Raw genomic sequence first — 26914 nt, 5'->3', positions numbered from 1 at the left:
GAAAATACGGGAAAGTCCGAAAAGACATGCTGAAATTTCCTCTGCTTTTTGTACAAAAAATATTCTGTTTTGTACAAATTCCTAAAAGTTTTGTACAAAAGCATGAAACAAAAACGGCAGAAACCGGAGAAAACGACGGCTATCTCCGGAAAACAAGCAACGACATCCGGAGGAAACGACAGCAAGATTCGAGAAAAGCATACCCAAAAACCTCACGGACTTTGTATAAAAGTTTTTGAGTTTTATACAAAACAAGGTTAAAACAGCGAAAGTAATCTGAAGAAAAAGAGAATTAAAAAACAATATTCAAATGAAAAAAGAAACAACCCAACAGATACTCCATAAATTAAAATACCACATTCTCAAATTATCTACAAAAAGTTATTGTCAGCCAATACTTATCACCCGTTTTAGCAAACTGCAATATTTATTCTAAACAGCCTATTTGTGAAATATCATTCACTTAATTGAATAAAAACATAGCCTCAAGTATTACCCCAAGGCCATGTCAAATCTAATCATATGAAACGTATAACAACAAAAGCTATCAATATAATAGTATACAAATTATTTCTTTATACGCTTTATTGATTTTACCCACATATCCGCATGAAGACGTTGTCCCACATGTGAAAAATGTACTCCATCAGCACGATGATACACCTTATTTAGTTTATCTGTATCTGGCCCCAGATAAATATCATCATATTTTTTCGCCAACTCCTTTTGAGCCTTTCTTATTTCCTTAGAACAACCATGCCCTTCCTCTAAACAATCAGGATGATAAGAAGCCTGAGCAACAATAAATGGAGCTTCAATTCCATGACTTCTGAAAGCCTCTCGAATTGTTAAAAAGCGATTAATATAATCTTTAACTGACGTATTTGCAATATTATCTGATTCGCCTTGATGCCAGCATATATAATCTATTTCTATGCCATGCTTTACTACTTCGTCCAAAGTTTTAATCAAGTAGTTATAATATTTACCTCCTTTTGCCCAAGCCGCAATCTCTACTCCACCAATACCTATTGGAATAATTGTAACAGATTTAGCCAAACCTTTTTCTATAATTTTATCTCCAGCCAGAGTCCAGACACTTGCAGCCTCACCATTTGCCCCCAATAGTGGATCTTTCGCTTTATACAATGTATCATTAAAGTAATTATAGACCTCTTCTTTACAAGTATACAAATAATTCCATTGTCCATAATTTGCAGAATTAGACTGACCAAAAGTAAATAGCACCATGCTTTCATGAATTTTATCAAAAGGGACAACCTCGCGACCTTCAGTTTTAGCATATCCTTGAGCATTCATCTGAGCAGTAATCAGATAAAATGCAATCATAAAAAATAAAGACTTCATTGTTCTTATATAAAAATTATTAATGTATTGCATTCTTTATCATTTGAATAGCTGTATATAAAACACCAGCTTCGCCTTTAAAAGTACCAGAACCCATTGGCTCACCAGCAGGAGTATACCATTCATTAAATCCTCTATTCTCTATAACCCTATCCAACATGGGCTCCAAAGCCTCGTATGCCTGTTCTATTCTTCCAGCTTTAACTAATGCATGCACCATACGTGCTCCAAACCAAGTCCAATCGCCACCATTTTGATATCCATACGGATACATTGACACGTTTTTAAAATATCCAGCTGGATACGTAGGATAGATTGTCAAGCCTATAGTCTGTGCATGTGCAACTTTCTGATTCTCCAGCATTCGTCTATACGCATAATCTATTTCAGTATCAGATAAGATACCTGCAAGTGCCGCAACCGCAGTTCCCCCATGATAATAGATTTTATTTTCATCAAAAGACTCGGGAAAAGGAGAGCCATTTAAATAAATATGAGGATAAAACTTCCGGTTTTTCTTATCCCATAAATGTTCGTTCACCTTATCTGTTATTTTCTTGCCAAGAGCCAGCCATTTTGCTTTATCTTTTTCACTATCGGCCATGTCTGCCATATCACTAAGTGCCAAAACAAACATTGCATTATCATAAATATCAATAGCATAATGAGTATTCTCATCTATTTCCACCCCCCCAAAAATGTTCAGGTTGCACATCTCCCCAATCAACAGTAGTTGCACCAATAAGCAACCCATATTTTTTATCCATTTTTTGGGTAAGCAGAAAACCGACGGCTTTTGTCATTCGTTCATATACCGTCAAGTCACCGACCTTTTCCCTCAAATAATCTCTATTCCCGCTTTTACGAACATACTTAGCCACAGCCTGAATTAGAGATGTTTCATGATCTGTCTCTACCGTATTTTTATGAGCCACATATTCAGGAGCTAAATTTGAAGAGCGATATTTATATCCATCCACATTATCCAAATCGGCTTTTATACGAGGAATGAAACCATCTACAATATTGCCATCTTCTGCTTGAAAAGCAAAAAACAGATTCAGGTTTCTTCGGATAAGAGAATCAGGCATCACCTCCATTGAAAGTTCAATAAAAGTATTATAATCCCGTATCCAGACTTCTCCATATGAATCTCCAGCATTAAATCCTCCACGAACTAAATCTAATGCCATATTCTCAACCTGATCAAAACGTGTATCATTCTTTATTCTTGCATACAAACTTTCTATATTCTTTGCATTGCAAGAAAAAGAACTTAATACATACAACAATAACAATAATAAGTTTTTTGTCATAACAATATAGAATTTATCAACTAAACAGTACAAGAATCCAATAAAAGCAGATTCTTGTACTGTTTATCATAATTTGTTTTTATTTCCACTTCTGCGATTCCCAAGATATAACCCCTTTAACAGTAGGAAACCCGTCCGCATTCTTTCCGGTTGCATCTTTTAAATTTTCGGTCTTATCATTTAATTTCCAATAACCTACCAAACCTTCCGAATCAGGATTTACAGCATACTTATTATTTTTAATTTCCGTATCAGACAACGCACGCTTCCACAAACGAAGCTCACTCAAACGGAAGGTATGATAAATGCCAGTCCAGCCGAAGTAAAAGTCATCCAACGCAATGGTAGCTCCATCGTAAGGAATTGAATTGTCTTCTACACCGTTAATATACAAGTGGAATTTAGAACCATCGCACACACCTGCAATATGGTACCACTCATCCGATTTAAAGTGAGTCTTACTGTTACACGGATTCCCCTGTACCTTCACCTGATACTGGTCTGCATCAATCATTACATCGCCAAAACGACTGAAAATCTCATATGCAGCACCTGTTGAGGTTTTTGTCCACATACCGAACATCATTTGATTACTTACCCAATAAGAGCCGGGATTTGTTTTTAACAGAAATTCAAAAGACCATGCATTGGTCATCGGCGGATTATCCACCGGGAAAGTCAAATGAGTCTGTTGTCCAGGTACTACAACTACATCTGTCAAGATTGGTGAAGATACCAAATAAACAAAAGATCTGGAAGCACTCAACGCTTCTACTCCACTAGAAGTAATTGTAACAGGAACTGCATATTTCTTACCTGAAGTCAGCATTTCGTTACTCAAAGGCTTCAACTCCAATACAAATGGAGAAGCACTTACCTGAGAAACCTCAATAGTTGTTTCTTTTTTATCAAAAGAATAATATTCTGCCGGAAGCATTTCATACGACTGAGTATAACGTGCATTATATGCATCCAATGCACTGGGATCGACTGTCAACGATACGTTTACTGCTTCTTCTACCGGAAGTGCAGCGCGTACAGTTACAGGCACTGTCACTGCAACATCATCCAGCATCACAGTTGCAGCTTTTTCTTTTTCAGCTTCTGCAATATAAACAGAGTTATCCAAAGGATCCATTTCGGCTGTACAGCTTCCCAACAAGAAAGAAGCAAACAACACAGCAAATACATCTTTATTTATAATATTGAATTTCATAATCAATTAATTTATTTAGTAAATACTAATTTCTCCAACACCTGTACTTTTTCTCATCCAATCGTGTGTATAGGTCCAGCTAAAACGAACATAACGAGTTTCTTGAGGAGAATATAATTGAACATAAGTAAAAGCTGGTGGATTATCAAAATTATTCCAAGTATCCCATGTTCCCGGTAAAGTTGGAGAAGTTCCTATATGAATCCAAGTTTTTCCATCTTTACTAAACTCAAAAGCAATAACTGAACCGTTATAATTAGAATCATAGACAGAATTATTAGGGAAAATTCTAAAGCCACTAACCGGAGTTAAAGTTTTAAAATCAACAACAATATTAGCTTTATAAAAATCTCCTCTATTAGCTCCTTTATAAACATAAGCAGTGCGCAAATCAGAATCGAAAGCTAAATCTGCTGTATACGAAGCATCATGAGCATTTGAAGAAATATTCCATCCAGTACTTGACATTGGTTCCCCTTCGATAGTTTTGACATCCCAGTCAATATATGCAAGATTAACTTTTACAGTAACAAAGACAGTACTTCTTGCTTTACTTAAAGTTAATCCTTTATCCTCACTTTTAATAGACTTAACAGTTAATGGCAAAACATAAGTTTGAGCCCCTGAAAGTATAGACATATCTGGAATATTCACCTTTACATGTGCTTTACTACTACCTGATGGAATAACTAATTCTGAAGTAGACAATGTATATGCATCGTCTGGAAGTAATATAGCTCGCTGATTCATCGAAGTATTATATGCTTCAACAGCATTTTCATCTACTCCAAGAATAATATGAGCATCTTCAATCAAATTACGAGAAACACAAATCTCCACATCATGCTCAAAAGTATTAGCACCTGTAATCTCTATCGGATTCTTAGCCAGTCCATTTGTTTCATAAGAGGCATACATTGAATTTCCTTTTACATTACGCAAATAGATACTCAAATTTTCCGAACAAACCTCTTCTTTTTGACAGGAAGACAATAAAGACAAAGCAAAGAAAAAAACACCTATATTTCTTAATAATCTTGTTTTCATAATACTCTTTTAATATGCAGCTGGGTTCATAATTTGAATTGCTTTTCTCATTTGAGGATAAGTACCACTCATGCCCGGAACGGTAAATTCGTATTCCATATGATAAGTACCACATCCACCTTTAGGCAAGGTTACACCATTATATGTTGGAATCCATGCTGCTTGGCTATATAATTGCCCTCCACCACTTTGGGAATATCTTTCAAAATTCTCAGTAACAATAAACCTACGAGCAAAGTCTTCTGGTGTAGTATGTTCTGCAAACTTCTCTATACATCTTGCCAAATAATCGTTACACATATTACCAGGGGCACTATATGCCTGATAAACAAATTTATCAATCATAGGAATACAACGAGGAGGTATATACAGAATCTCACCATCTACAATCAATTCCTTGCCAGCTGCAGTAAGGAATTCATGACAGCATTCCAAAAAATATGCAATACGTGAATTATCACTACAATCACCTGTATTGATAGTCCCTATCTGTCCAGAACCATAAGGTTCCCAGTCACAATCAAAACCATCCAAACCGATAGAAACAATAGAGTCACAAAGAACTTCTGCATAACGGCGAATAGCTTTGTTGATAGATTCTTCAGAACCATCAGCAAATCCCCAATATTCTGCACATTTCGGACCACGGTCATTGTATTCTTCAGGAGTAATATAATCACCAATCCACAATACAATTGCAGAACCATATACTTTGATACCTTTAACTTCCTGTGCATATTTCAAGTCGCGGCGCATCTCCGGAGTAATTGGGGTAATATTCCCCCAGTTTCCCCAAATAGAAACCATATCCATACTGTCTGGTACACCAGCCAAAGAATATTTCAGGCTTGCTCCAGAACCAATCCATCCTGAATACCAGCCAAAAGCTTGCGGGTGCTCAGAAGCTTTATAAGCTTTCAAGTTTTCATAATAAGACTCGGGCATACCGGGTACATCCAACGGTTTATTTTCTAATTCAGTCCATTTTGAGCAAGAAACCAAACCTACTACAAAGCTCAAAATAGCTATAATCAATATATTCTTTTTCATAAAGTAAAATTTAAAGTATTAATTATTTTTCTTATCCCACCAGAGTTTTGTAGCATAGTTATCTGCTCCCCCCAGTTTCTGTACAGCATCATTATAGAACACTGTATTATTTAAAGCTTCTGAAGGCGGAAATGGTACACGGCTAGCCAAGTCTTCTGATAATGAAGCATCTCCGCTATTGTTTACTTTTACACTTAAGAAAGCCGGATAGCCAGTTCTTCTCTGTTCAGCCCATGCTTCTGTACCTAAAGGCCACATGGCAATCCACTTCTGAGTGATAATGCGTTCTAACTTCTCTTCTTCACTTGCCTCTTCATTCCATTTAATAGTAATTGTACTATTAATTGCTTCGCTATTTGAAGAGTTCAATGGGTCTACATAAGTAGCTGGAACTTTTGTATCATCGTTCATGTAAGCTACCTCCTGACCAGCCAAACCATACTGAGCGAAAGAAGTGGCAATACCTGTTTCATAAGCTGTTTTGGCATCCATTTTCATGTTCCATCCACGCATAGCACCTTCGGCGCGCAAGAAATAACATTCTGCCGCATTCATCCACATCAAGGGTTCTGAAGAACTTACCTTCGGCGCGGAGCAATCCAAATAAGATCCGCTTGTCAGAGCCAATGAAATACCTGTGCGCACTCCATAAAAACCATTTTCTGCAAGTTTCGTGGTTTCCTGGAAATATTTATCACGACGAGGATCTTCGTATCCATTCATGTATGCTACTATTTCTGCACAAACGCGAGTATCACCATATGCATTCCACATTACTTCGATCGGATTCTTAGAGTAAGAAATGAATGCGTTATCGTTGTTATCGCTCATTACACCAATCACGTGGTTAACAGCTTCTTCTGCATATTTTTTAGCATCTGCAGGAGCTGCATATGACATACGAACCGCCATACGCAATTTCAATGAGTTAGCAAACTTCACCCATTTTTCATAATCTCCTCCATACACCATGTCGAATTCTGCCATAGGACGTGCTTCGGGATTAGACAATACATAAGGAGTCAATACATCGATTGCATCTGTCAACTCTTTAATCATGCCATAATATACTTCTTCCTGACTATCATATTCTGCGGCAATAGAACTTCCTGAAACCTTGGAATAAGGAATCGGACCATAAATATCAGTCATACGATGAATAGCTGCAACTTTTAAAATCTGAGCCCATGCATATGAAGTACCTTCACCGCCTGTATTGTCTTTAATGGTTTTGAATGCACCATAAATACGAGGAAATACTACTGAATAAGGATAATAAATCCAAGATTCATTGGCATTGAAGAAAGCAAACATTGTTGTCCATTTCGGCTGAGGGTGAGTAAGATAACGTCCATATCCTCCACCAAGCAGATTTTCACACATCTGATAGTCGTTTTCCTGGGCAGGAATTACATTGACCTGCATCTGAGGGAAAAAGGCTCCTAATTTAAAATTATCTCCTTCCATCTCTTCATCAGATGGCTGATAAGGATGCTTGTTGATCTCTTCAAAATTGTCAGTACAAGAAGCCATTCCACATACCAACATTACACTTAATACGACCTTGGCTATATTTTTAACTTTATTTCTTTTCATATCGATGTTCTTTAAGATTTTAGAATTGGAATTTTAAACTAAAACCAATATTGCGCAAGCTTGGCTGCATAAAATAATCGATTCCCTGATAATAGGTACCTGTAGAAGCGGTCAGTTCAGGATCGAACGGTGCCTTGTTGTAAATCATCCACAAGTTACGGCCTACTACAGAAACATTGATACCTACTACATCGTTGAACCATTTTCTTGGGAAGTTGTATCCGAATGAAAGTTCTTGCAGACGAACGTTGGTAGCACTGTAGATATAGTGAGACAAAACTTCACCACGACCTACGGTAGTATACCATTCTTCAGCTGGAACCTTACCGAAGTTTACATCTACTCCACCATTATCGCGGGCAATTGCAGTCTGTTCTGTTACACCAAAACCATCAAGAATAGCCTGAGTGCTTGATACAACAACACCACCCAAACGAGCAGAAACCATTACACCCAAATTGAAGTTCTTCCAAGAGAAGTTGTTACGGAAACCTAAGTTACATTTCGGGAATACAGAACCTGCGAACTTCACAACATCGTTTTCTACTGCCAGTTTTCCAGTTTCAGGATCTACCCAATAATTGCCTTCCTGATCTCGTTTCAAAGCAGAAGTAGTGTACAAGTCTCCCATAGAACCGCCTTCCTGAAGGATGTATTTTACAGAGTTTACACCGTCTTTATACAATTGAGGAATCTGAGTTATTTCTCCTGTTACAGGATCAACGAAATCGTCTACCAGACTGATGATTTTGTTTTCATTAGAACTTACAGTCAGGATAGATTCCCAGTTGAAGTCTCCCCATGTGTTGTTTGCCCCCAACGCAATTTCAAAACCTCTGTTCTGTACGTTACCAGACTGAATGTACATTGAAGAGTATCCTGAGGCTGCGGAAATAGGAACATTAAACAACTGATTGTAAGTATTAGACTGATAGTATGTAGCATCAATATAGAAACGATTTTCCCAGAATTTCAAGTTCAAACCAATTTCCCATGATTTGGTTCTTTCCGGATAAAGTTTTCCGATAGGATAATGAGTTACAGTTTCCCATGTTTCAGTCTTAGGATTGTAAGCATAAGTAGGCTGTGACAAATAACGTGGAATTGCAGCACCTACTGAAGAGTACGAACCTCTGACTTTTACATAAGAGAAGGGTTCTGGCAACTCGAATGTAGCTGAAGGAATCCAAGAAAGACCTACCGACGGATAGAAGAATGACAACTGAGGGGTTTTGGCCAAAGCAGAAGCCCAGTCATTACGACCAGACAGAGTCAAATAAACCTGACTCTTCCATCCCAATTCCAAATTGGCAAATACAGACTGAGTTTGTTCATGCCATCCATCCTGCAAAGGCATTGCATCACGACCGTTCTTGTCTACATTGTACAATGAGAAGAAGTTAGGAAGGTCGCGCAAAGGCCCCTGGAAACCATTCATATCATAAGAAGCATCTGAATAACTGGTACCAATATTGGCACTCAGACTATAATCTTCGAAAAGAGTCTTATTGATATTTACCAATACATCGGCATAAACCTGCTTTTCTTCTTCTTTTTGCTGACCATAGAAACCTTTAGGACCTGCAAAAATTTGAGATGTACCAGCATACAATTTCTTCGTATAATCGCCTACAGAGTTGTCCACACGTACACGCCCCACTATATTCAACCAATCAGTAACATCCATTTTAAGACTGGCGTTCAGCATATAACGTGTCTTCTTTGTACCTATGATATTTTTCTCTGCAATCCAATAAGGATTCTGCATATCATATCCATTACTTCCCCAAGGCCAATACTGAGTATTTATCTTGCGTCCCTCATCATAACGTTCATATGCACGTACTGCATCAAAATCTTCACCACGTGGAAAAGTGTAAAGTGAAAGTAGAGGATTATAATATTTACCTTGAGCCATCATATTTTGGTCTTTTTGCAAAATATAAGAAGCGCCAAAATCAAAAGTCATTCTGTCATTCCAAAATGATGTAGTATTACGTACTGTAAAATTATAACGTGAATATTTATTGTTCGGAATGATACCTGCCGCATTAGTCGTAGCAACAGAGGCATATGTCTGATTTTTTTCACTTCCCACAGACATTGAAATTGCATTCTGAACGGTATAGCCAGTATTAAAAAAATCAGCAGGATTAAAATTAGAAGGTGTAGCAAGTTTAGCTCCCCAACTATCATAACTACCTGGATTGTTTCCATATGTATTTTGAAATTTAGGTAGTATAAATGGTGACATAAAATTGGTATTGTTACTTACCATAATCTTAGGCTTTCCGGCACTTCCCTTTTTAGTAGTAATAATAATTGCACCATTGGCCGCATTCGAACCATACAAAGCAGCTGCTGCCGGACCTGTCAATACTGTCATACTTTCAATATCTTCAGGGTTAAGGTCAGAAATACCTTCACCACGAGGCTGTGTGGCATACAAACCTTCAGCTACCCCATTGTTAGTATTTATAATAGGTACCCCATCAATAACATACAATGCATTGTTATTTGAATTAATTGATTTTGTACCACGCATCACCACTCTAGTTGCACCACCGATACCAGAAGCTGAAGAATTAATATTAACACCTGCAATCTTACCTGATAATGCATTCACAAAGTTAGCATCTTTTATAGTTGTTAATTCCTCCGATTTAACTTCCTGAACATTATAGCTCAATGCTTTTTCTGCTCTTTTAATACCCAATGCCGTAACAACAACCGCATCAAGCACCTGAGTATCATCTTGCAATTCTACAACAAGATTATTCTGCCCTTCAACAGTGATAATTTGTGTGCGATAACCGATGCAAGAAATGTGCAAACGATTTCCGGATTTTACCTCTAAAGAAAAACCGCCAGAAAGATCCGTAGCCGTACCAGTAGTGGTACCTTCAATTAAAATAGTAGCTCCAATAACAGGTTGCTGAAAAGCATCTTGAACTACCCCTTTTATTACATACGAATTTACCACTTGTTGCATAACCACATCTTCCTTTTCCTTACTTTGAAAAGGTTTCACAATTGGCGATGCATTCAAAACCATTGTAGAAGAAGCAAGAATACCTACTATACTTCCCCCAATCAAACATTTTGTCTTATCCACCATATTAGATTATATAAGTTAATTGTTAAGAAATCAAACGTTCAACATTAGATAGTTTGTTTGAACATGCAAATATATAAATAATTTATATAAATAAAAAAATAAGAACATTTTTATTTATATTTCTATCTCCACCAACAGGATTTTCAAAAAAAATACTGGATGTATGGCATTTTACCTTCACCCAGTATCTTCCGTTATTTTATATTACCTATCAGAAAACTATCTATATAAATTCCTTACAGACGTTATTTCAATTTCAGTAGATGGCACAAACTGCTTACTTGACATATATCGTTTCAAACTATACAACAGTTGTTTAGCCGCTATACGATGTTCCATATCATCCCAAAAATCAATACTCGTTATCAATAGCTTACCCTTACCGACCTTAAACTCAGCAATAAGACCTAATGAACGATTAGAAAACCAATCATCAACCACTCGAAGCAAGGGAGCAGCTCCCCTACATAATTTATCCATCTCAATTACACTTGAATGTGTCATCGCATCCCACCACTGAAAATCACTATGATATGCAGTAGGAAAACTATTAAAAATAGGATGTAAAGGATTGCACAAAATCCCCAAAGTGTGGGGGGCTTGCCCTTCAGTCCAAGCGGTATTCCAAAAAATCGTAGAGAAACCAACTTGAATATCGCCTCCCATTTCAGGAAGCAATCTACCCTTAGGTATAGAAAGAAGAACATTCCCTCCATTGTTCAAACATTTAACAGACTCATCTGATAATTCTTTAACCATCATAAACTCTTTAGTAAAAGTTACTGGAAATAAAACGGATGGGTATATCCAAATATTCCAATCATTAACAAAATCATTCACATATATTTCCAGCTTAAGTTGAGAAGGTACTTTAACGTTTGATAAAGGAGTTGAAATCTGTCCCAATAAAGTATTTTTTCCTGTTGATATAACATCTACATTCCAATGTCCCTCTGCTACAATTTTTTTATCATTAGTCAATAAACGCCAACCCGTATTTGCCTTTTTTAAATCCTTTCTACCAAAATGAGCCACCTCTGCCATAACAGATAAAAGTTCATTATTTTTATAAACCATACGCGGCATACGAACTAAAGGAACTGTAGTATTACAGAAGTGTTTATATTCACCAGAAGAAACATATCCTTTTTCATCTCCAAAAACATCCAGCACCCCTACCAAAGCTGTACCTTGACCTGGAAAATCATATAAACCCAGCAATTGGAAACCTGCATAATCTCTTGTTCTAAGTGCTGCCTCAATATCAGCTTTATAGCATAAAGTCTGTAGTTTCCCTGAAGCCAAAAGAAAACTATCAGCCAAATGAAATAAACCATTTTCTTCAAGTTCTTTTTTGAATATTTCAAAATTACGCGGTTTCATTACGCCTGTATATTTTCCCATTTCCTTAAAATTAGGATATACACACCACTGCCCCATTTCATGACAAATTATGGGTTGATCATAGCTATCAATATATTTATGCCAATCATAAGATGTACTTGGAGGTTGCGAATTGATAATACTAGTCAACCCTTGTCCCCAACCTTGAATACGTGGAGTCGGATCATTAAGAAAATCATTTATCGGTAAATTTGGCCATCCTCCAGCTGTACTATACAATCGACGTGAATCTTTTGCCTTCCAATCACTCACAAATTTTTCAAGAAAAGAATGACTATTTTTACCAGCCGGTTCATTACCATAGAGTAACATACAGAAAGACGGATGATTACCATATTCACGTATCATACGTTCAGATTCTTCTAACACGAACCGATCAACAGGCTTTCCATCCCCTATCGTAACACTGTGATTTGCCCAAGAACTACATTCAACCTGCAAATAAATTCCCATTTCATCAGCTACATCAAAAGCTATCTCCGGAGGGCACCATGTATGAAAACGTACATGATTAAAACCATATTCTTTACAATTCGTATACAATTTAACCCACGACTTTCTATCCATAGGAGGATATCCTGTCAGAGGATATGCAGCACAATCTAAAGCTCCACGAAAAAAAGCATTCCGTCCATTTATTTGAATGTGCTTGCCAACCACCTCTATCTTTCTAAATCCAAATTTTTCTGTATAAGAATTGACCTCTTTACCCTCAGTATCACGCAAAGAAATAGTAAGATCATAGAGTTCTGGAGTAAATTCATCCCACAAACGTAATTCTTCATCCAATTTTACTGTTGTTTCAACTATATTCATTCCTGAAATAAGTTCTACCGGAATAATTTTCTCAGTTTTTCCAACCTGTAACAAAAGAACTCCCGATTTTACTATTGGCATAGAATTTAAAATATCCAGAACCAAGTAAACACTTTTATCATGTACATTAGGGAAAATATCTACATGATCAACCCTACACTTTGAAAGAGCATCCAATTGCATTTTCCCAATTACACCATTCCAATTCCCCTGCGTATGATCACTTATGCTATGTGAATTAATTCCTGGATCTACGGTTTTCAAGCTATTATCAACCTTAAGCAGAAGTTCATGTTTACCTTCACTTAAGAATTTAGTTAAGTCATAACGGTGAGGAACTCCCAAAGAATGCTGACTACCAACTTTCTTTCCATCAACCCACAATTCAGTATCCCAATGACAACGCTCCAAAGTGAGCACAATATCCTTTCCATGCCAGCCAACAGGTATATCAACATTCTTCCTATACCAAGCCTCTCCTTTATAATATTTTACCGGCTGTAACCAAAACGGAACTTTAAAATTATCAGCTTCACGATAAGCAGCATATTTATCCAAATAAAAAAAAGAAGAATCAATTATAGTCCCTGTCCATGGAGTCGTTAATGATATATCATCACCTAAATTATTACTAGCCATAGAACCAGGTAAATTTATAGTTTTTTCCCAACGAATTGTATCCAGGGAAAAATCCCATGTACCACTTAAATCTATTTTCTCAGATATACAAGTACATGAATATCCAAACAAACATAACAATAGCCAAAACTTTTTCATCTTTCTCTACTTTATGTAATTAATCATTTTCCTTTCCTATATAAAATATAAATACTCAGTGAACGAGATTTCACAGACAAAGGTAAAGTGTGTAAACTTCCAACTTTTATTGGGTAGCTTTTAGGAACAACAAGCATATTATTATCTCGTCGGTTATCAATAGAATCACAAGTTGTGCCAAATTCAATAACTTCCCCCCTATCACACAATTCTTTACCAATACCACTTTCTGCAATACTCAAGCATTGATCATTCCTTGAAAGATTAACTAATTTTAATATGTAAGCATTCCTATGTGCATCCCAAACAGCACTGGCATATAAACTATCCTGACCTAATCCTCCCACTAAAGGCAAGCCTTCAACCGTAATATCCAAACGTTCTGTTCCCTTATAACACGAAAACAGTTTCTGTACATAAAAACTTGCCGACCGAACAACATCAAGATTATCAAACCAAATAAGATCAGGACGCCACTGCCAAGCCTTATAATGTGCAAATAAAGGAGCATAAGTAGCCATAGATACAATATCAGAATTACGGTCGATACCGGTCATAAATGCAGCTTCCAACAACGCAGCATCAAAACGGTTACGTTCATCCAATCTACAATGACAAGCATACTCCCCTGCAAAAACCTTGGCTCCATTCCGATTATAATTATCATATCTGTCAGCCTGTGATGCAAACCATTCTTCATCTTTATAGAAATGCTCATCTACACAATCAACTTTCAACTCATTCATTTTCTTCCACAGAAAATCAAAATCAGCTCCATCAGGTTTAGGACCAGAACTTCCGATTATTATAATATCAGGATATTTCTCTCGAATGGACTTTACAAATAAAGACAAACGTTCAACATACTCAGGTCCCCATTGCTCATTACCAATTCCTAAATATTTCAATCTAAAAGGAAGTGGATGCCCTAATTCAGCACGTTTCTTTCCCCAATAAGTAAGCGTATCTCCATTAGCAAATTCTATCAAATCCAATGCATCCTGTATATACGACTGCAAAGAATCCAAAGGCGCATGCTGAGAAATATCTTCTGCCATATACTGACAAATTAATCCAGCATTCAACACAGGTAAAGGTTCAGCTTCCAAATCTTCCGAAAGCTGAAAAAATTCATAGAAGCCTATACCATGACTTTGATAATAATCAGGATAATAACGATGCTGAAATGTGAAATGCCAACGATTCTCCATCACAGGACGGTCTTCAACAGGACCTAACGTACGTTTCCATTGATACCGCGTTGTTAAGTCAGTTCCTTCAACAATACAACCGCCAGGAAAACGAAAGACTCCGGGCTTTAATTCAGCCAATGCTTCTACCAAGTCACGACGCATCCCATTTTTACGATGTTTCCAAACATCTTCAGGAAACAAAGAGACATGCTCTAAATCAACGCCTCCTTTTCCTTGATGGAAAATACGAAGAAAAGCATGTTCACAAGTTCGATTAGGAATAAGAGTTACCGAATATTTTTCCCATTCAGAAGAAGAAACTTCACATTGAGCAGAAGCTACAACCTGCCCCCATGTATCAGCATCCGATTCTCCCAGTTCTATCAACAGGTTTTGAGATTCTTCAGAAAGGCTACGTGCCCATACTGAAAAATGATACAAGGAATCCTTTTTCAACCCAATACCGCAAAAGCCTTCATTTTGTAAAGATGTTCTTCTCCATTTATTATTAGCAGGTAATAGACGAACATAATGAGGATTACTCTTAAAAGGTCCATCACTACGCACTGAAACATTCCCCGATATTTTCCATCCCATAAATGGATCATCAAATTCAAAAGATCTATTTTTTATTAATTCTGCATACAAACCACCATCGGCAGCAAAATTAATATCTTCAAAAAAGACACCATAAAGTGTTTCCGGAACAGTAGAATTTCTTTCTATCCTTTGAATAGTCAAACACTTATTATCTGCATAAGTTACTACTCCCAAAGCCCAAAACATACAGAAAGTAAAACACTTAATCACCTTTAATATCAAATTACTTTTCATAATATCAGATTATTACAACATGACATATTATATTAACAAATTAGAGATATGTATACTTTAATCAAATAAAAACTCCAATTTACTATTTGCTCTGATTCCATATCCAAGTTTTTCCTTTTTCTAAAATTCCATCTTCCAAGAACCTTCCCCGATACCATACACGCAAAGGATTACCCAGCAAAGATTTAATCTTAGCAGAAACCAAAGCACCATCCTTCCATATTACAGACACCTCAAATCCTCCCCTCGCCCTCAATCCAGTAAATTTTCCGTTTTTCCATTCACTTGGAAGTGCAGGCAACAATTGTATAACATAAGCGTCCTTTTCATAAATATGACTCTGCAACAGCATTTCTGCAATGCCAGCAGTTGTTCCAAAATTTGCATCAATCTGAAATGGCGGACATTTAGTAAATAAATTGGGATTTAAGCTTTTTTCCAGTACCTTATCCAAACTTTCTTTTGCCTTTTCCGAGCAACATAACCGCGCATACTGACTAATTAACCATGCAGAGCTCCATCCGGTATATCCCCCTCCATGTGCCAATCGATAGTCTATCGATTTTTTTGCTGCTTTAACTAAATTGGGCGTTTGGAGAATATTTATTTGAGCTCCAGGATGAACAGCAAATAGATGTGAAATATGTCGATGCCCAGGTTCTGCTTCTAAGAACTCATCTGCCCACTCCATTAAGCGTCCATCAGAAGCTATTTGAGTATTTAATAATCTTGATTTAGCTTCTATAACTCTCGACGCAAATTCATCATTTATATTCAATACCTTAGAAGCCTTTTCAAAATCATCAAACAATTGCCAAATTACCTGCTGATCATGAGTCGGTCCCATACTTATCTGACAACGTGATCCATCAGATACAACAAATGTATTCTCAGGTGAAACAGCTGGTCCTGAAACTAATTTTCCATTTCGGGGATCTACAACCAGCCAGTCCATATAAAAACTTACCGCTTCTTTCAATATGGGATACATCCTTTTTAAAAAAGATAAATCTCCCGTAAAACGATAATGTTCATATATATGCTGACAAATCCAAGCTGAAGCTCCAGTATGCATTCCCCAAGATGCGTATTCTCCAGGTGAAGTATATCCCCAAACATTGGTTATAGGATGTACCACCCATCCTTTTTTACGATATTGCAAAGATGCCGTTTTTCTACCTGGCTCGACAAGCGAAGCAATCAAATCGAACATAGGTAAATGCATTTCAGAAAGATTTGTTACTTCCGCAGGCCAATAATTCATTTCCAAATTCACATCTGTATGGTAATCTCCATTCCAAGGAGTCTGAATCTTATTGGCCCAAATTCCCTGAAGATTGGCCGGTAAAGTTCCCGGACGAGAAGAAGAAATAAGTAAATAACGACCATAATGAAACATAAGTTCATATAAATGTTTATCAATATCTCCTTTCCGAGCATTTTCTACTAACACATTCGTAGGTAAACAAGGAACAGTATCCATCAATTCAAAAGTAACACGATTAAAATAAGTTGTATAATCCTTTCTATGTGAGTTATACAACTGTATATAAGATTTCTTTTCTGCACTTTTTAATTTATATTCTGATATAAGTTTATAACTAGGCTCTTTATAAAACGGATATTCCAGCTTATAATCGGTAGAAGCTGTGAGAAGCAAAACAACCTCATCAGCCTGCTTTACACTTAAGACAGAATCTGTATAAATGACTCTTCCTCCTTTAGCTAATGCCTTCAAACGAACAATATAATGCAAACCGTTACCTCCTTTTCCGTCTGATAAAGAGCCATACATTATCAATTGCTTATCCTTAGAATATACAGAATACCTTTCAGGTCTTGTCAACCTACAATCAAAAGTCAACTGTCGACCAACATCAGCAGCCAACTTTATAACCATAACCTGATCTGGATAACTAACGAATATTTCTCTTTTAAAATTAACCCCATGTTGATTGTATTCTATTGTAGCAGTTGCATCTTCAAGATTTAATCTCCTACGATAATTTGTATAACCTTCCTTATTTGCAAAATCAATCCAAAGATCTCCTAATGTTTGGAAACACCCAAAAGGAACTTCCGAACCATTTCCACCACCAGAACCTTTTCCTTGACAAATCTGCGTTCGATCAGTCAATTCTGTTGCTTCTTTATATTTTCCAGCAAATAATAATCTTCGTATTTCATCAATATGCAGAGAAGCTTCTGGATTATCTGCTTCCTGAGGGCTTCCAGACCACATCGACTCCTCATTCAACTGAATTCGTTCCAAATTTACATCTCCAAAGACCAAAGCACCTAAAGAGCCGTTGCCTAACGGAAGAGCTTTTAACCATTCCACGTCATCATGCCATTTATCAGGGTTATCAATAACCGTAGCATCAGCTGGAGATTCGTACCAAAGTTCTTTCTTTCGAGTATCATGTCCATATGACATTCCACTTAAAAAGAATAGACATAAAAAAAGAATACAGTTTTTTTTCATAAATAATTATCTCAATCGTATTCAACAAGCTACAAGGATCCCTTATACAAGACCTATCTTAAACAAGACGAACAATTCATACTATATCTCTTAAAAGAACAATCATTTAACAGGTTTCATTTTTAGAGATATATAGCCCAAATAAAAGATACAACATAATAATGGCAACAAGCCTATAACTTGTCCAAAAGAATCCGATAACCATCCCATAATAGGCATAACCAGGGCACCGCCAGAAACTCCCATAATCATTAATGCAGAAATTTCATTCGACCGTTCGGGCAAATATCGTAAAGCATATGAAAAAATAATAGAAAAGGCATTCGAACAAGCTAATCCAATTAAAATAATCAAGACAGACAATAACCATAGCTCCCGAGCAAACAACAAAAAAACAAAAGATGCCGTTGCCACTCCCATACATGCTATCATAAATACACGACTAGAAATCTTTACCAACAATACAGCACCAATAAAAGTACCAATCGTACGTGCTGCAAAATATAGACTAATACCTAATCCAGCCTCAGTTAATGAAATACCAGTCCGTTCCATTAAAAATTTAGGAATAGCCGTATTTAATCCAACATCAATACCAACAACTGCTAAAATACCGATAAATAATATTAATATAGTATGCTCTGAAAACAAATTCCAAACAGAGCGTAAAGTTGTTTTCTTTTCTTCAGAATGATCAGAAGGTACAGCAAACAGTAACCAAGCCATCGACAAAAGCGTAGCAATCATATAAACTATAAAAATTAATTTCCACGATCCACAATAAATAGCCGCAACTCCAGCCAATATTGGTCCTAAAAATGAAGATACAGCTTTTATGAATTGCCCCAATGTCAGAATACTAACTAAAAGTTCCCCACGAACTATACCTGCGACCATTGGATTCAACGAAACCTGTAGTAATGTATTTCCAATTCCCAATAAAGTAAAAGCAATAAGCAAACAGACAAACTCATAGCTGCATATAGGAAGCAACATCGCAATTGCTGTTATTGCCATTGAAACCAATACAGTATTCCGTCTTCCAATACGCCCCATCAGTAATCCTGCCGGTATGGCACATATAGCAAACCATAAAAAGACCATCATAGGAAGAAGATTTGCCAATATATCCGATAAGGCAAAATCCTCTTTTATATAATTGGTTGCTATCCCAACTACATCAACAAATCCCATAACAAAAAAGCCAAATAAAACCGGAAAAATCACCAATGTTTTTTTTACTTCGGTTCCAATAATATTATTTTGTTTTATATTTTCCATAGCATTAATGAAATCAATAAGTATCCTTAGGTTGCTTACCCATTTTGATATCTAAAGAGCCACCTTTTACAAGTTTCTCAAAAGAAATACGAGGCTCATGCAATAATTGTCCATTTAAAGAATACTGCTGCACATAAGAGTTCCCCTGATTATTATCTAAGACATTGATTACAAACTCTTTCCCCGAATAATATTTATCGCTTAAACGAATGGTCACTTTATCAAATAAAGGAGCACCTAATCCAAAAGAAGGATGTTTGTCCGTCAACCCTTTTACATCAAACAACCCAATAGAAGATATTACATACCATGCTCCCAACTGTCCTTGATCCTCATCCTGACCATATCCATATCCATGAATACCATCCGTACCATAAAATTCATTCAAAATTGCGCGTACCCATTTCTGTGTCAACGACGGACGACCAGATTCATTAAAAAGCCACGAAATATGTAAACAAGGTTGGTTACCCTGATTATATAAGGTCTGTAATCCAGCGAAGGCACCGACTTCCGTTCCACCACTGAAAATCTTTTTCTGAGAAATCGTAAAGATGCTGTCCAAACGCAAATTAAATTCATCTGCCCCCATTTTAGCCACCAAATTCTTTACATCGTGTGGCACATAAAAAGTATATTGCCAAGCATTACCCTCCTGAAAACCTCGCCAAACTTGCATCGGATCAAAATTATCAATAAATTGTCCGTCTGCCTTTTTGGGACGAATAAAATTACAGGAAGAATCATAAAGGCGTTCCCATCCTTTAGACAAGTTCATCAACTGGTCATAATGAACCTTATCCCCCAACTGTTCAGCCCACTGTGCTACTGCCCAGGCACTATAAGAATATTCCAATGTATGCGATGCTGAAAACATAAAAGTTTCATGATGTCCTTCGCCTTCATCCTTATGAGGAACATACCCGTATTTGACAAATTCTGTCGTATTTACTTTTCCAGCTCCCAAAGGTCTATCCTTACCTTCTAATTCGTTTTTCAGACATGCCTCATAAGCCGTTTTCGTATCAAAGTCGCGAATTCCACACTCATAGGCTCCTGCTATAATAGTACTCAGCAAATTAGTTCCTACTCCAGATACATAACGGTTATTAGCCAACCCATCTGCCAACCAACCAGCATCCTTATACACCTGTAAATGACTACTGATATATTCAGACATATATTCAGGATAAACCAATGTCCATAACTGAGATAAGTTCCATTGGGCTCCCCAAGCTGCATCTGTATTGTAAATATTATATAAAGGAATATCATCTTTCATAGGTAACTGTCCTATCGAACCATCATTCCGAGGATAAGCTCCGTTTACATCACTAGCCAAACCACGTCCCAACAAAGCATGATAAAGCCCTGTATAAAACTTTACTTTATCTTCTCGGTGCGTTGTTTCAACTCGTATGCGTCCTAAATAGTCTTCCCAAGTAGCTTGCGCACGTTCTTTGGCTTGATTGAAATTTAAATCAGAAGCTTCTCGTTGTAAATTTAGCCGGGCATTTTCTACTGAAGTATACGACAAACCAATTTTAGCAGTCACCACCTCCGAAGTACTGGAAGCAAAAGAAAAATACATACCTGCACCCACACCTTTTGATTCACGAACATCTTTCTGCTGAGTATTACCATTATATGCACCATAGCCAAGAGGCTCTTTATCAAGTACAGCCGAAAAATACAAAGGGACAACTGCGCCCGGTTGATATTTTTTCACATATTCAGGCTCCGTTATCACCCATCCCTCAATTGTTCTATCTTGGTTATAAGCTACATAGGCATCCTTAACTGCACCACTCTCACCCTGTCTGTTTCCTATATTAAACAATATATATTTTTCTCGTCCTTGTGGAAAAGTAAAACGCTGAAAAGCAACACGTGGAGTAGCAGTCAACTCTGCCTGAATCTGATAATCATCCAGCAATACCGAGTAATATCCCGGCTCGACTACCTCTTTTTTATGACTGAAACGAGAACGATACCCTGTCTTAATAGTATCAGAAGGTAAACCAGGCATGGTTAACAACTTTCCACAGATTGGCATTAAAGCAATACCTCCTACCTGAAATTCATGCAAACAAGGAAAACCTTCTATAGTATTGTCACGATAATCATATCCTGTAGCCTCCCATCCGGAGGGATTGCCTAAACTTCCATTTGTAGAAGGTGCTGGCTTAGCCATACCAAAAGGCATAGCTCCAGGAGCAAAATGAAACCAACGACAATGGGCAGTACCAATACGCGGTTCTACATACTGAGATAAATTTTCATCGGCCCAACAAACGACCTGTCCAAAGACTAAAAGAAAGAATAAAAAAATATTTTTTGAATTGATATTCATGTTTTTCAGTTTACAAATTATTCAATTGATTAATAGCATACCAATAAGCTCCTAATGCTATAGCACGATTTGTCCCTAAATGAGACAGAGCAACCCCTAATTTATAATCTGTCTGATAATCTACCCACTGATTGAAAACAGGAACTTGTACCCGAGCCACATCATGTTTTAAAAAAGCCGATAATTCCTGCGAATTTTCTAAATAATAAGGAACTGCTTGAAGACGAGGTATTTTTACACCTCCCCATTTTTCGATAGATCCACGAAGTTCTCTCATCAGAGAAGGTAATATATATTTTGCAGCTCCAGCCAGTCCTCCTCCTATAACAATTAAGCCATCAATCATCGTTGCAGCGAGCCCTATAGCATATCCAGCAACTTCCCCCAGTTCCGCAAAAGCCTGTCGGGCTGCTTCCCGATTTCCAGGCAATATACCCTCTGCAATCTCATATATATCTTTCGGTGTATAATCTTCTTCCTCTTTCGATAATTCTTTATAAATTCTTTTTACCCCACGAATACTCACACTCTCTTCAGCTATTAGATCCGGATACTTTCTATTTGGCAAACACCACAAATATCCACCAATCTGATTGTCTCCTCTTAAAACTTTACCATCAATAATTAGACCTCCTCCGAAACCTGTTCCCAAAGTTACACCTATTAAATTACGATAACGTTTCGAATTGCCACAAGCTTCCAATTTACTATTAATTTCAGGTAAAATACCTGCCAAAGCTTCCCCATAAGCAAACAAATTTCCATCATTATTAATGTATACAGGAAGTCCAAAATATTTTTTTAGGAAAGGCCCTAAAGCTACTCCTCCACGGAAAGCTGGAAAATTAGGCAAATCTCCGATTATTCCTTTTTCATAATCGGCAGGACCAGGAAAGGCAAAACTAATAGCTGAAGGCGATATCGGCAACTGTTTTCTCACCTGCTCAAATCCTTGTATCAAAACCTGAAGGCAACGTTCCAAATCTTTAACTTCCGAAGGCAATGTAACCGGAGCTACAATTTCCACACCATTTTGCATTGCCGAAAAGACTAAATTAGTTCCTCCAGCATCCAATGTCATTACAATTCGGTTATCAGATTTTGTTCTCATACTAATATCACTTTAAGTTAACATATCAAGTTTTCCAAATATCAGTCATTTCAAAAGCGTACATAAGCTTTCACTGTCACACACTCCTTACCCTCCGACAAACCATAAGGACGGATAGTATATTCATCTACACAAGCCGGAATAATAAAGGTTTCAGCATAATGTACTACAAATGGCTCGAATGAATGAGTAGGACTTTCCACAATAGCTTCCTCTCCTTCCAATAGATTGAATACATTCACACTATTGTTGGTATGGTGCAATACAGGAACAGAGAACCGATGACGACGGGTTTCAATAAACTCATTTTCATGCAAACCGGTACGTTCTTCCATCCAACCTTCACCTTCACCTATCAAGGTCACATGGTTACGAAGTTTTTCATATACATAATCCGTATTTCTATTCCAATTGATGACATGTTTTCCACGTTCTACATTTATTGGACGAGGTTTTCCGTCGAGTCCCAAACGCTGCCAGTCCCAAAGTTTGAAAGTAAACAGATTGGGAGTTGAACTGATTTCAAGTACCATACTGTTTGAACCAGAACAATGGATTGTTCCTCCAGGTATCAAGAAATGGTCATGCTTTTTAGCCGGTATCTTGTTTACATACTTTTCAGCATCGAATACGATTTCACCACGCTGTGCTCTGCGTAAATCCTCTATCATAGCCTCACGGTCTACTCCATTCTTTACACCTAAATAAACAACAGCATCTTCTTCTGCATCCAACAGATAGTAGCTTTCGTCCTGTGTGTAGTACATACCGAAATTCTCACGGATAAACTGGGTTGTAGGATGTACCTGCAAACTTAAGTTTCCACCACCTATTGTATCCAAGAAATCGAAACGTATCGGAAAGTCTTTTCCAAAACGTGCTTCAACAGGCTCTCCAAGTAATTCTTTACTTTTCAACAACACCAAATCAACTGAAGGCAATTCAAAGCGTACACCATTTACTTCAAAATAAAGGCTGTTTTCCTCGGGCACACAGTCGAAGCACCAACCGTAATTTTGCTTACTGCGGTCCAAATCACATACCTCCTTCATCCATTGTCCTCCCCATGGCGCCGGATCAAAGAAAGGAACAACACGGAAAGGTTTCGTAGATGTTTTCTCAATGCCTTTAAAGAAAGTTTCACGATCAATCATTTTAGGCTGTCCTGCAATATGAGTATCCAACCAAAAATCTACCTCATGAAACAATGAATCTTTATAACGATCGCATACACGCCAATCATTAAAATATCCTCTTTTATATTGGAGCGAAACAGCTTCATTACGATTGTCTATACCTAAAGCTTTTACTTCATGACGACGAAAACGTTGCTGAATTTCCCAACGGGCCATATCCACATACACAAGCGTTGCTTCAGGGGCAACCATTGATGCACCTGTACCTATAACGATAACAGGAGTATCTATTTTCTGAATCATCTCTTGCACAGCTGACAATTTCTTGTTGTCGAAATAATCAGCCAAATGCAAATTCGTCACATAACCAAACAAGACATCATCTGTCATAAACCGCTCCGTCATCCGAAGTAATGCTTCCTCATCCTTATATAAATCAGCTACAAGAATAATTTTTGCAGAAGAAACTAATGAGAACTCCTTTACCAATTCTTGCTCATACACTCCAGTATAACAATCGATAGCCAGAATGTTCTTTTCTTTCAATCTATCCGTTAAGACATTGCGTATACTATCCCATCCTTGAAAAATAGTACCACAAATCTTCGTACTAGGATATTTATCATAATTAGATTTTCGCATATGCGTACACAGTTTGTTCATACATGTTATTAATTTGTACAAATATATGAATAATATTTTATAACCAAATAAAGTTTCAGAAAAAATTTTTCTATTATATTTGTAACTGTAAATATAAACTCGTTAAGTATATGAAAATAGATCATGACAGCAGCAAGCCACTACACATACAGGCGGAGGAGATTTTACGAAATCTCATTGATTCAGAAGAATATAAAAACGGGAAATTTCTTCCAAATGAAGTAGAATTATCACAAAAACTGAATATTTCAAGAAATACTTTAAGACAAGCTATCAATAAATTAGTATTCGAAGGTTTGTTGGTACGTAAAAAAGGTGTAGGTACAAAGGTTGCACAGAAAGGAATTGTAGGGGGAGTAAAAAACTGGTTGAGTTTTTCTCAAGAAATGAAAATGTTGGGAATAGAAATACGAAACTTCGAACTACATATCAGCTGGAAAAAGCCATCAGAAGAGATATGTAACTTTTTTAATATTGATCCTCAAAATCCTGTAAAATGCATTGTTTTAGAAAGAGTTAGAGGCAAGAAAGAATACCCATTCGTCTACTTCATTTCCTACTTCAATCCCAAGATACCTCTAACAGGAGAAGAAGACTATACGCGCCCATTGTATGAGCTATTAGAAAAGGATTATAATATCATTGTAAAGACCAGCAAAGAAAAAATATCTGCCAGTCTGGCAGGAGAACGTATTGCAGAAAAACTGGATATAAAATCAACAGATCCTATATTAATCCGTGAACGTTTTGTATACGACATCAATCAAGTTCCCATTGAATACAATATAGGTTATTATCGAGCTGACAGCTTTACTTACACCATAGAAGCGGAAAGGTAATCTTCTCTATCCTTTTTATATAGAATAGATTTATTATTATAAGTATAGACTTTCAGGAAATTCAATATGTTCCTACAAAGCCTATACTTGTTTATAAAGTCAAATTATATTTATTATGCTTTAGTCAATGTTCTCAAACTCCGTTAATTTACCAGTTTGCGAATCAATAATAAAGCCACGCACAACGATATCTTTGGGAACCAACGGATGGTGTTTAACCAAATGCACACTACCTCTAACCGACTGTTCCACATTATCGAATCCACTCAGCCAAGAGTGCAGATCAACATTACAGTATTGCATCATTTCCAGTTGCTCATCGGTAACTCCATGTTCTTTGATATGCTGAAGCATAACCTTGCTATCCATGTGCTGTGCACCGCAATCAGTATGTCCGATTATCATAACTTCCTCTACACCAAGTTCATATATACCAACAAGTAAACTACGCATAACACTACCAAATGGATGAGTAATTGTTCCACCAGCATTTTTAATCATTTTCACATCTCCATTTTTTAATCCTAATGCCGCTGGGATCAACTCAACCAAACGAGTATCCATACAGGTAACAATTGCTATTTTTTTATCTGGATATTTGTTTGTCAGATATTTTTCATAACCTTTCTTTTCTACAAAAGCACGATTGTATTCCAATAGTTCGTCTATCATAATTCTTGATTTTTATTGTTGTCATCGCAAAAATAATGAAAAAAGGTTCAGAGAAGACGGTGATATCGTTAGAAAGTTTGTACAAAAGTTTTTATTTTTTGTACAAATTCTAAAAAAACGTCGAGACGTTTTTGGGGAGAGTTTATGGCATTTACTCAAAAAATCAATCATCTCATTATTTTTATTCGGCAAGCCTTTTCATTCATAATCCGATAATACACAAAAATTCCATCATAATCAGAAAAGAACAATTAATTGTTTCTTGAAATTCCTTGCAAAAAAGAGTACTAAATTCCGCCACATCTTAAGATTCAGACCGAACAAATCTTGCCACAAACGGCAGAGCTTTCACAAAAAAACTAAAAACTTGAAGAGAATCCACACCCAAAGAAGCACCTGATTTCACCGCATCTAAAGATTCAGACCGAACAAACTTTGCCACAAACGGCAGAACTTTCACAAAAAAACTAAAAACTTGAAGAGAATCCACACCCAAAGAAGTACCTGATTTCACCGTATCTTAAGATTCAGACTGAACAAACTTTGCCACAAACGGCAGAACTTTCACAAAAAAGTTAAAAGTAGAAAGGGAATTTACACCACAAGAAGCACCTGATTTCACCGCATCTAAAGATTCCG

General features: G+C 36.9%; 18 protein-coding genes. 1 reads left to right on the top strand and 17 read right to left on the bottom strand.

All coding sequences use genetic code 11. The annotated features are described in order from the left end of the window. Nucleotides 1-567: 567 nt before the first annotated feature. From WKT12_RS15400 to WKT12_RS15330, 15 genes are all read right to left on the bottom strand, one after another. On the bottom strand, nt 568-1401 hold the full coding sequence (locus WKT12_RS15400) for a sialate O-acetylesterase (protein ID WP_340320241.1): 834 nt from the start codon (nt 1399-1401) through the stop codon (nt 568-570). Beyond that, on the bottom strand, nt 1388-2056 hold the full coding sequence (locus tag WKT12_RS15395) for a hypothetical protein (protein ID WP_340320240.1): 669 nt from the start codon (nt 2054-2056) through the stop codon (nt 1388-1390). The genes WKT12_RS15400 and WKT12_RS15395 overlap by 14 nt, the downstream gene beginning before the upstream one ends. Next, entirely contained in the window at nt 2043-2684 is a 642-nt protein-coding gene (locus WKT12_RS15390; RefSeq protein WP_340320239.1) for a hypothetical protein, read from the bottom strand. The genes WKT12_RS15395 and WKT12_RS15390 overlap by 14 nt, the downstream gene beginning before the upstream one ends. A gap of 79 nt (nt 2685-2763) precedes the next feature. Then, nucleotides 2764-3900: a DUF1735 and LamG domain-containing protein gene (locus WKT12_RS15385; protein ID WP_340320238.1), complete on the bottom strand. Its 1137-nt coding sequence runs from the start codon at nt 3898-3900 to the stop codon at nt 2764-2766. Nucleotides 3901-3915: 15 nt separating this feature from the next. Next, complete coding sequence (locus tag WKT12_RS15380; protein WP_340320237.1) at nt 3916-4947, bottom strand: BT_3987 domain-containing protein; 1032 nt, start codon at nt 4945-4947, stop codon at nt 3916-3918. A 9-nt stretch (nt 4948-4956) separates the two neighbouring features. Next, entirely contained in the window at nt 4957-5997 is a 1041-nt protein-coding gene (locus WKT12_RS15375) for a glycoside hydrolase family 18 (protein WP_340320236.1), read from the bottom strand. Nucleotides 5998-6015: 18 nt separating this feature from the next. Next, nucleotides 6016-7593 (bottom strand): RagB/SusD family nutrient uptake outer membrane protein, encoded by a 1578-nt coding sequence (locus WKT12_RS15370; RefSeq protein ID WP_340320235.1) that lies wholly within the window; start codon nt 7591-7593, stop codon nt 6016-6018. A gap of 19 nt (nt 7594-7612) precedes the next feature. Beyond that, nucleotides 7613-10711, bottom strand: coding sequence for a SusC/RagA family TonB-linked outer membrane protein (locus WKT12_RS15365; protein ID WP_340320234.1), 3099 nt, complete (start codon nt 10709-10711; stop codon nt 7613-7615). Nucleotides 10712-10930: 219 nt separating this feature from the next. Continuing rightward, nucleotides 10931-13708 carry a sugar-binding domain-containing protein gene (locus WKT12_RS15360; protein ID WP_340320233.1) on the bottom strand — a complete coding sequence of 926 codons (2778 nt, stop codon included), beginning with the start codon at nt 13706-13708 and terminating at the stop codon, nt 10931-10933. Between the two features lie 23 nt (nt 13709-13731). Next, nucleotides 13732-15735: an alpha-L-arabinofuranosidase C-terminal domain-containing protein gene (locus WKT12_RS15355; RefSeq protein ID WP_340320232.1), complete on the bottom strand. Its 2004-nt coding sequence runs from the start codon at nt 15733-15735 to the stop codon at nt 13732-13734. A gap of 82 nt (nt 15736-15817) precedes the next feature. Continuing rightward, nucleotides 15818-18220, bottom strand: a complete 2403-nt coding sequence (locus tag WKT12_RS15350) for a glycoside hydrolase family 95 protein (RefSeq protein ID WP_340320231.1) — start codon at nt 18218-18220, stop codon at nt 15818-15820. A gap of 102 nt (nt 18221-18322) precedes the next feature. Next, nucleotides 18323-19501, bottom strand: coding sequence for an MFS transporter (locus WKT12_RS15345; protein ID WP_340320230.1), 1179 nt, complete (start codon nt 19499-19501; stop codon nt 18323-18325). 13 nt (nt 19502-19514) lie between these two features. After that, nucleotides 19515-21854 carry a GH92 family glycosyl hydrolase gene (locus tag WKT12_RS15340; protein WP_340320229.1) on the bottom strand — a complete coding sequence of 780 codons (2340 nt, stop codon included), beginning with the start codon at nt 21852-21854 and terminating at the stop codon, nt 19515-19517. A gap of 10 nt (nt 21855-21864) precedes the next feature. Beyond that, complete coding sequence (locus WKT12_RS15335; RefSeq protein WP_340320228.1) at nt 21865-22965, bottom strand: ROK family protein; 1101 nt, start codon at nt 22963-22965, stop codon at nt 21865-21867. A 50-nt stretch (nt 22966-23015) separates the two neighbouring features. Then, nucleotides 23016-24743, bottom strand: coding sequence for a class I mannose-6-phosphate isomerase (locus WKT12_RS15330; RefSeq protein ID WP_340320227.1), 1728 nt, complete (start codon nt 24741-24743; stop codon nt 23016-23018). A 131-nt stretch (nt 24744-24874) separates the two neighbouring features. On the opposite strand from WKT12_RS15330, the gene WKT12_RS15325 reads away from it, so the two are divergent. Further along, nucleotides 24875-25603 (top strand): GntR family transcriptional regulator, encoded by a 729-nt coding sequence (locus WKT12_RS15325; RefSeq protein ID WP_340320226.1) that lies wholly within the window; start codon nt 24875-24877, stop codon nt 25601-25603. A gap of 120 nt (nt 25604-25723) precedes the next feature. Here WKT12_RS15325 and WKT12_RS15320 read toward each other — a convergent pair whose 3' ends face one another. Together WKT12_RS15320 and WKT12_RS15315 are read right to left on the bottom strand one after the other, a co-directional pair. Further along, complete coding sequence (locus tag WKT12_RS15320) at nt 25724-26275, bottom strand: beta-class carbonic anhydrase (RefSeq protein ID WP_340320225.1); 552 nt, start codon at nt 26273-26275, stop codon at nt 25724-25726. Between the two features lie 304 nt (nt 26276-26579). Next, nucleotides 26580-26789 carry a hypothetical protein gene (locus tag WKT12_RS15315; protein WP_340320224.1) on the bottom strand — a complete coding sequence of 70 codons (210 nt, stop codon included), beginning with the start codon at nt 26787-26789 and terminating at the stop codon, nt 26580-26582. Between the last annotated feature and the right edge of the window lie 125 nt (nt 26790-26914).

The sequence above is a fragment of the Phocaeicola sp. HCN-6420 genome, assembly GCF_037890145.1.
GTDB lineage: Bacteria > Bacteroidota > Bacteroidia > Bacteroidales > Bacteroidaceae > Phocaeicola.
The sequence above is the reverse complement of the archived record's forward strand: the minus strand, read 5'-3'. Positions and strand labels throughout refer to the sequence as shown.

Coding starts and splice junctions, on each gene's coding strand:
- WKT12_RS15340 (WP_340320229.1), bottom strand. CDS start 21,854: ATGAATATCAATTCAAAAAATATTTTTTTATTCTTTCTTTTAGTCTTT.
- WKT12_RS15320 (WP_340320225.1), bottom strand. CDS start 26,275: ATGATAGACGAACTATTGGAATACAATCGTGCTTTTGTAGAAAAGAAA.
- WKT12_RS15345 (WP_340320230.1), bottom strand. CDS start 19,501: ATGGAAAATATAAAACAAAATAATATTATTGGAACCGAAGTAAAAAAA.
- WKT12_RS15355 (WP_340320232.1), bottom strand. CDS start 15,735: ATGAAAAGTAATTTGATATTAAAGGTGATTAAGTGTTTTACTTTCTGT.
- WKT12_RS15400 (WP_340320241.1), bottom strand. CDS start 1,401: ATGCAATACATTAATAATTTTTATATAAGAACAATGAAGTCTTTATTT.
- WKT12_RS15380 (WP_340320237.1), bottom strand. CDS start 4,947: ATGAAAACAAGATTATTAAGAAATATAGGTGTTTTTTTCTTTGCTTTG.
- WKT12_RS15335 (WP_340320228.1), bottom strand. CDS start 22,965: ATGAGAACAAAATCTGATAACCGAATTGTAATGACATTGGATGCTGGA.
- WKT12_RS15385 (WP_340320238.1), bottom strand. CDS start 3,900: ATGAAATTCAATATTATAAATAAAGATGTATTTGCTGTGTTGTTTGCT.
- WKT12_RS15370 (WP_340320235.1), bottom strand. CDS start 7,593: ATGAAAAGAAATAAAGTTAAAAATATAGCCAAGGTCGTATTAAGTGTA.
- WKT12_RS15365 (WP_340320234.1), bottom strand. CDS start 10,711: ATGGTGGATAAGACAAAATGTTTGATTGGGGGAAGTATAGTAGGTATT.
- WKT12_RS15325 (WP_340320226.1), top strand. CDS start 24,875: ATGAAAATAGATCATGACAGCAGCAAGCCACTACACATACAGGCGGAG.
- WKT12_RS15330 (WP_340320227.1), bottom strand. CDS start 24,743: ATGCGAAAATCTAATTATGATAAATATCCTAGTACGAAGATTTGTGGT.
- WKT12_RS15390 (WP_340320239.1), bottom strand. CDS start 2,684: ATGACAAAAAACTTATTATTGTTATTGTTGTATGTATTAAGTTCTTTT.
- WKT12_RS15375 (WP_340320236.1), bottom strand. CDS start 5,997: ATGAAAAAGAATATATTGATTATAGCTATTTTGAGCTTTGTAGTAGGT.
- WKT12_RS15350 (WP_340320231.1), bottom strand. CDS start 18,220: ATGAAAAAAAACTGTATTCTTTTTTTATGTCTATTCTTTTTAAGTGGA.
- WKT12_RS15360 (WP_340320233.1), bottom strand. CDS start 13,708: ATGAAAAAGTTTTGGCTATTGTTATGTTTGTTTGGATATTCATGTACT.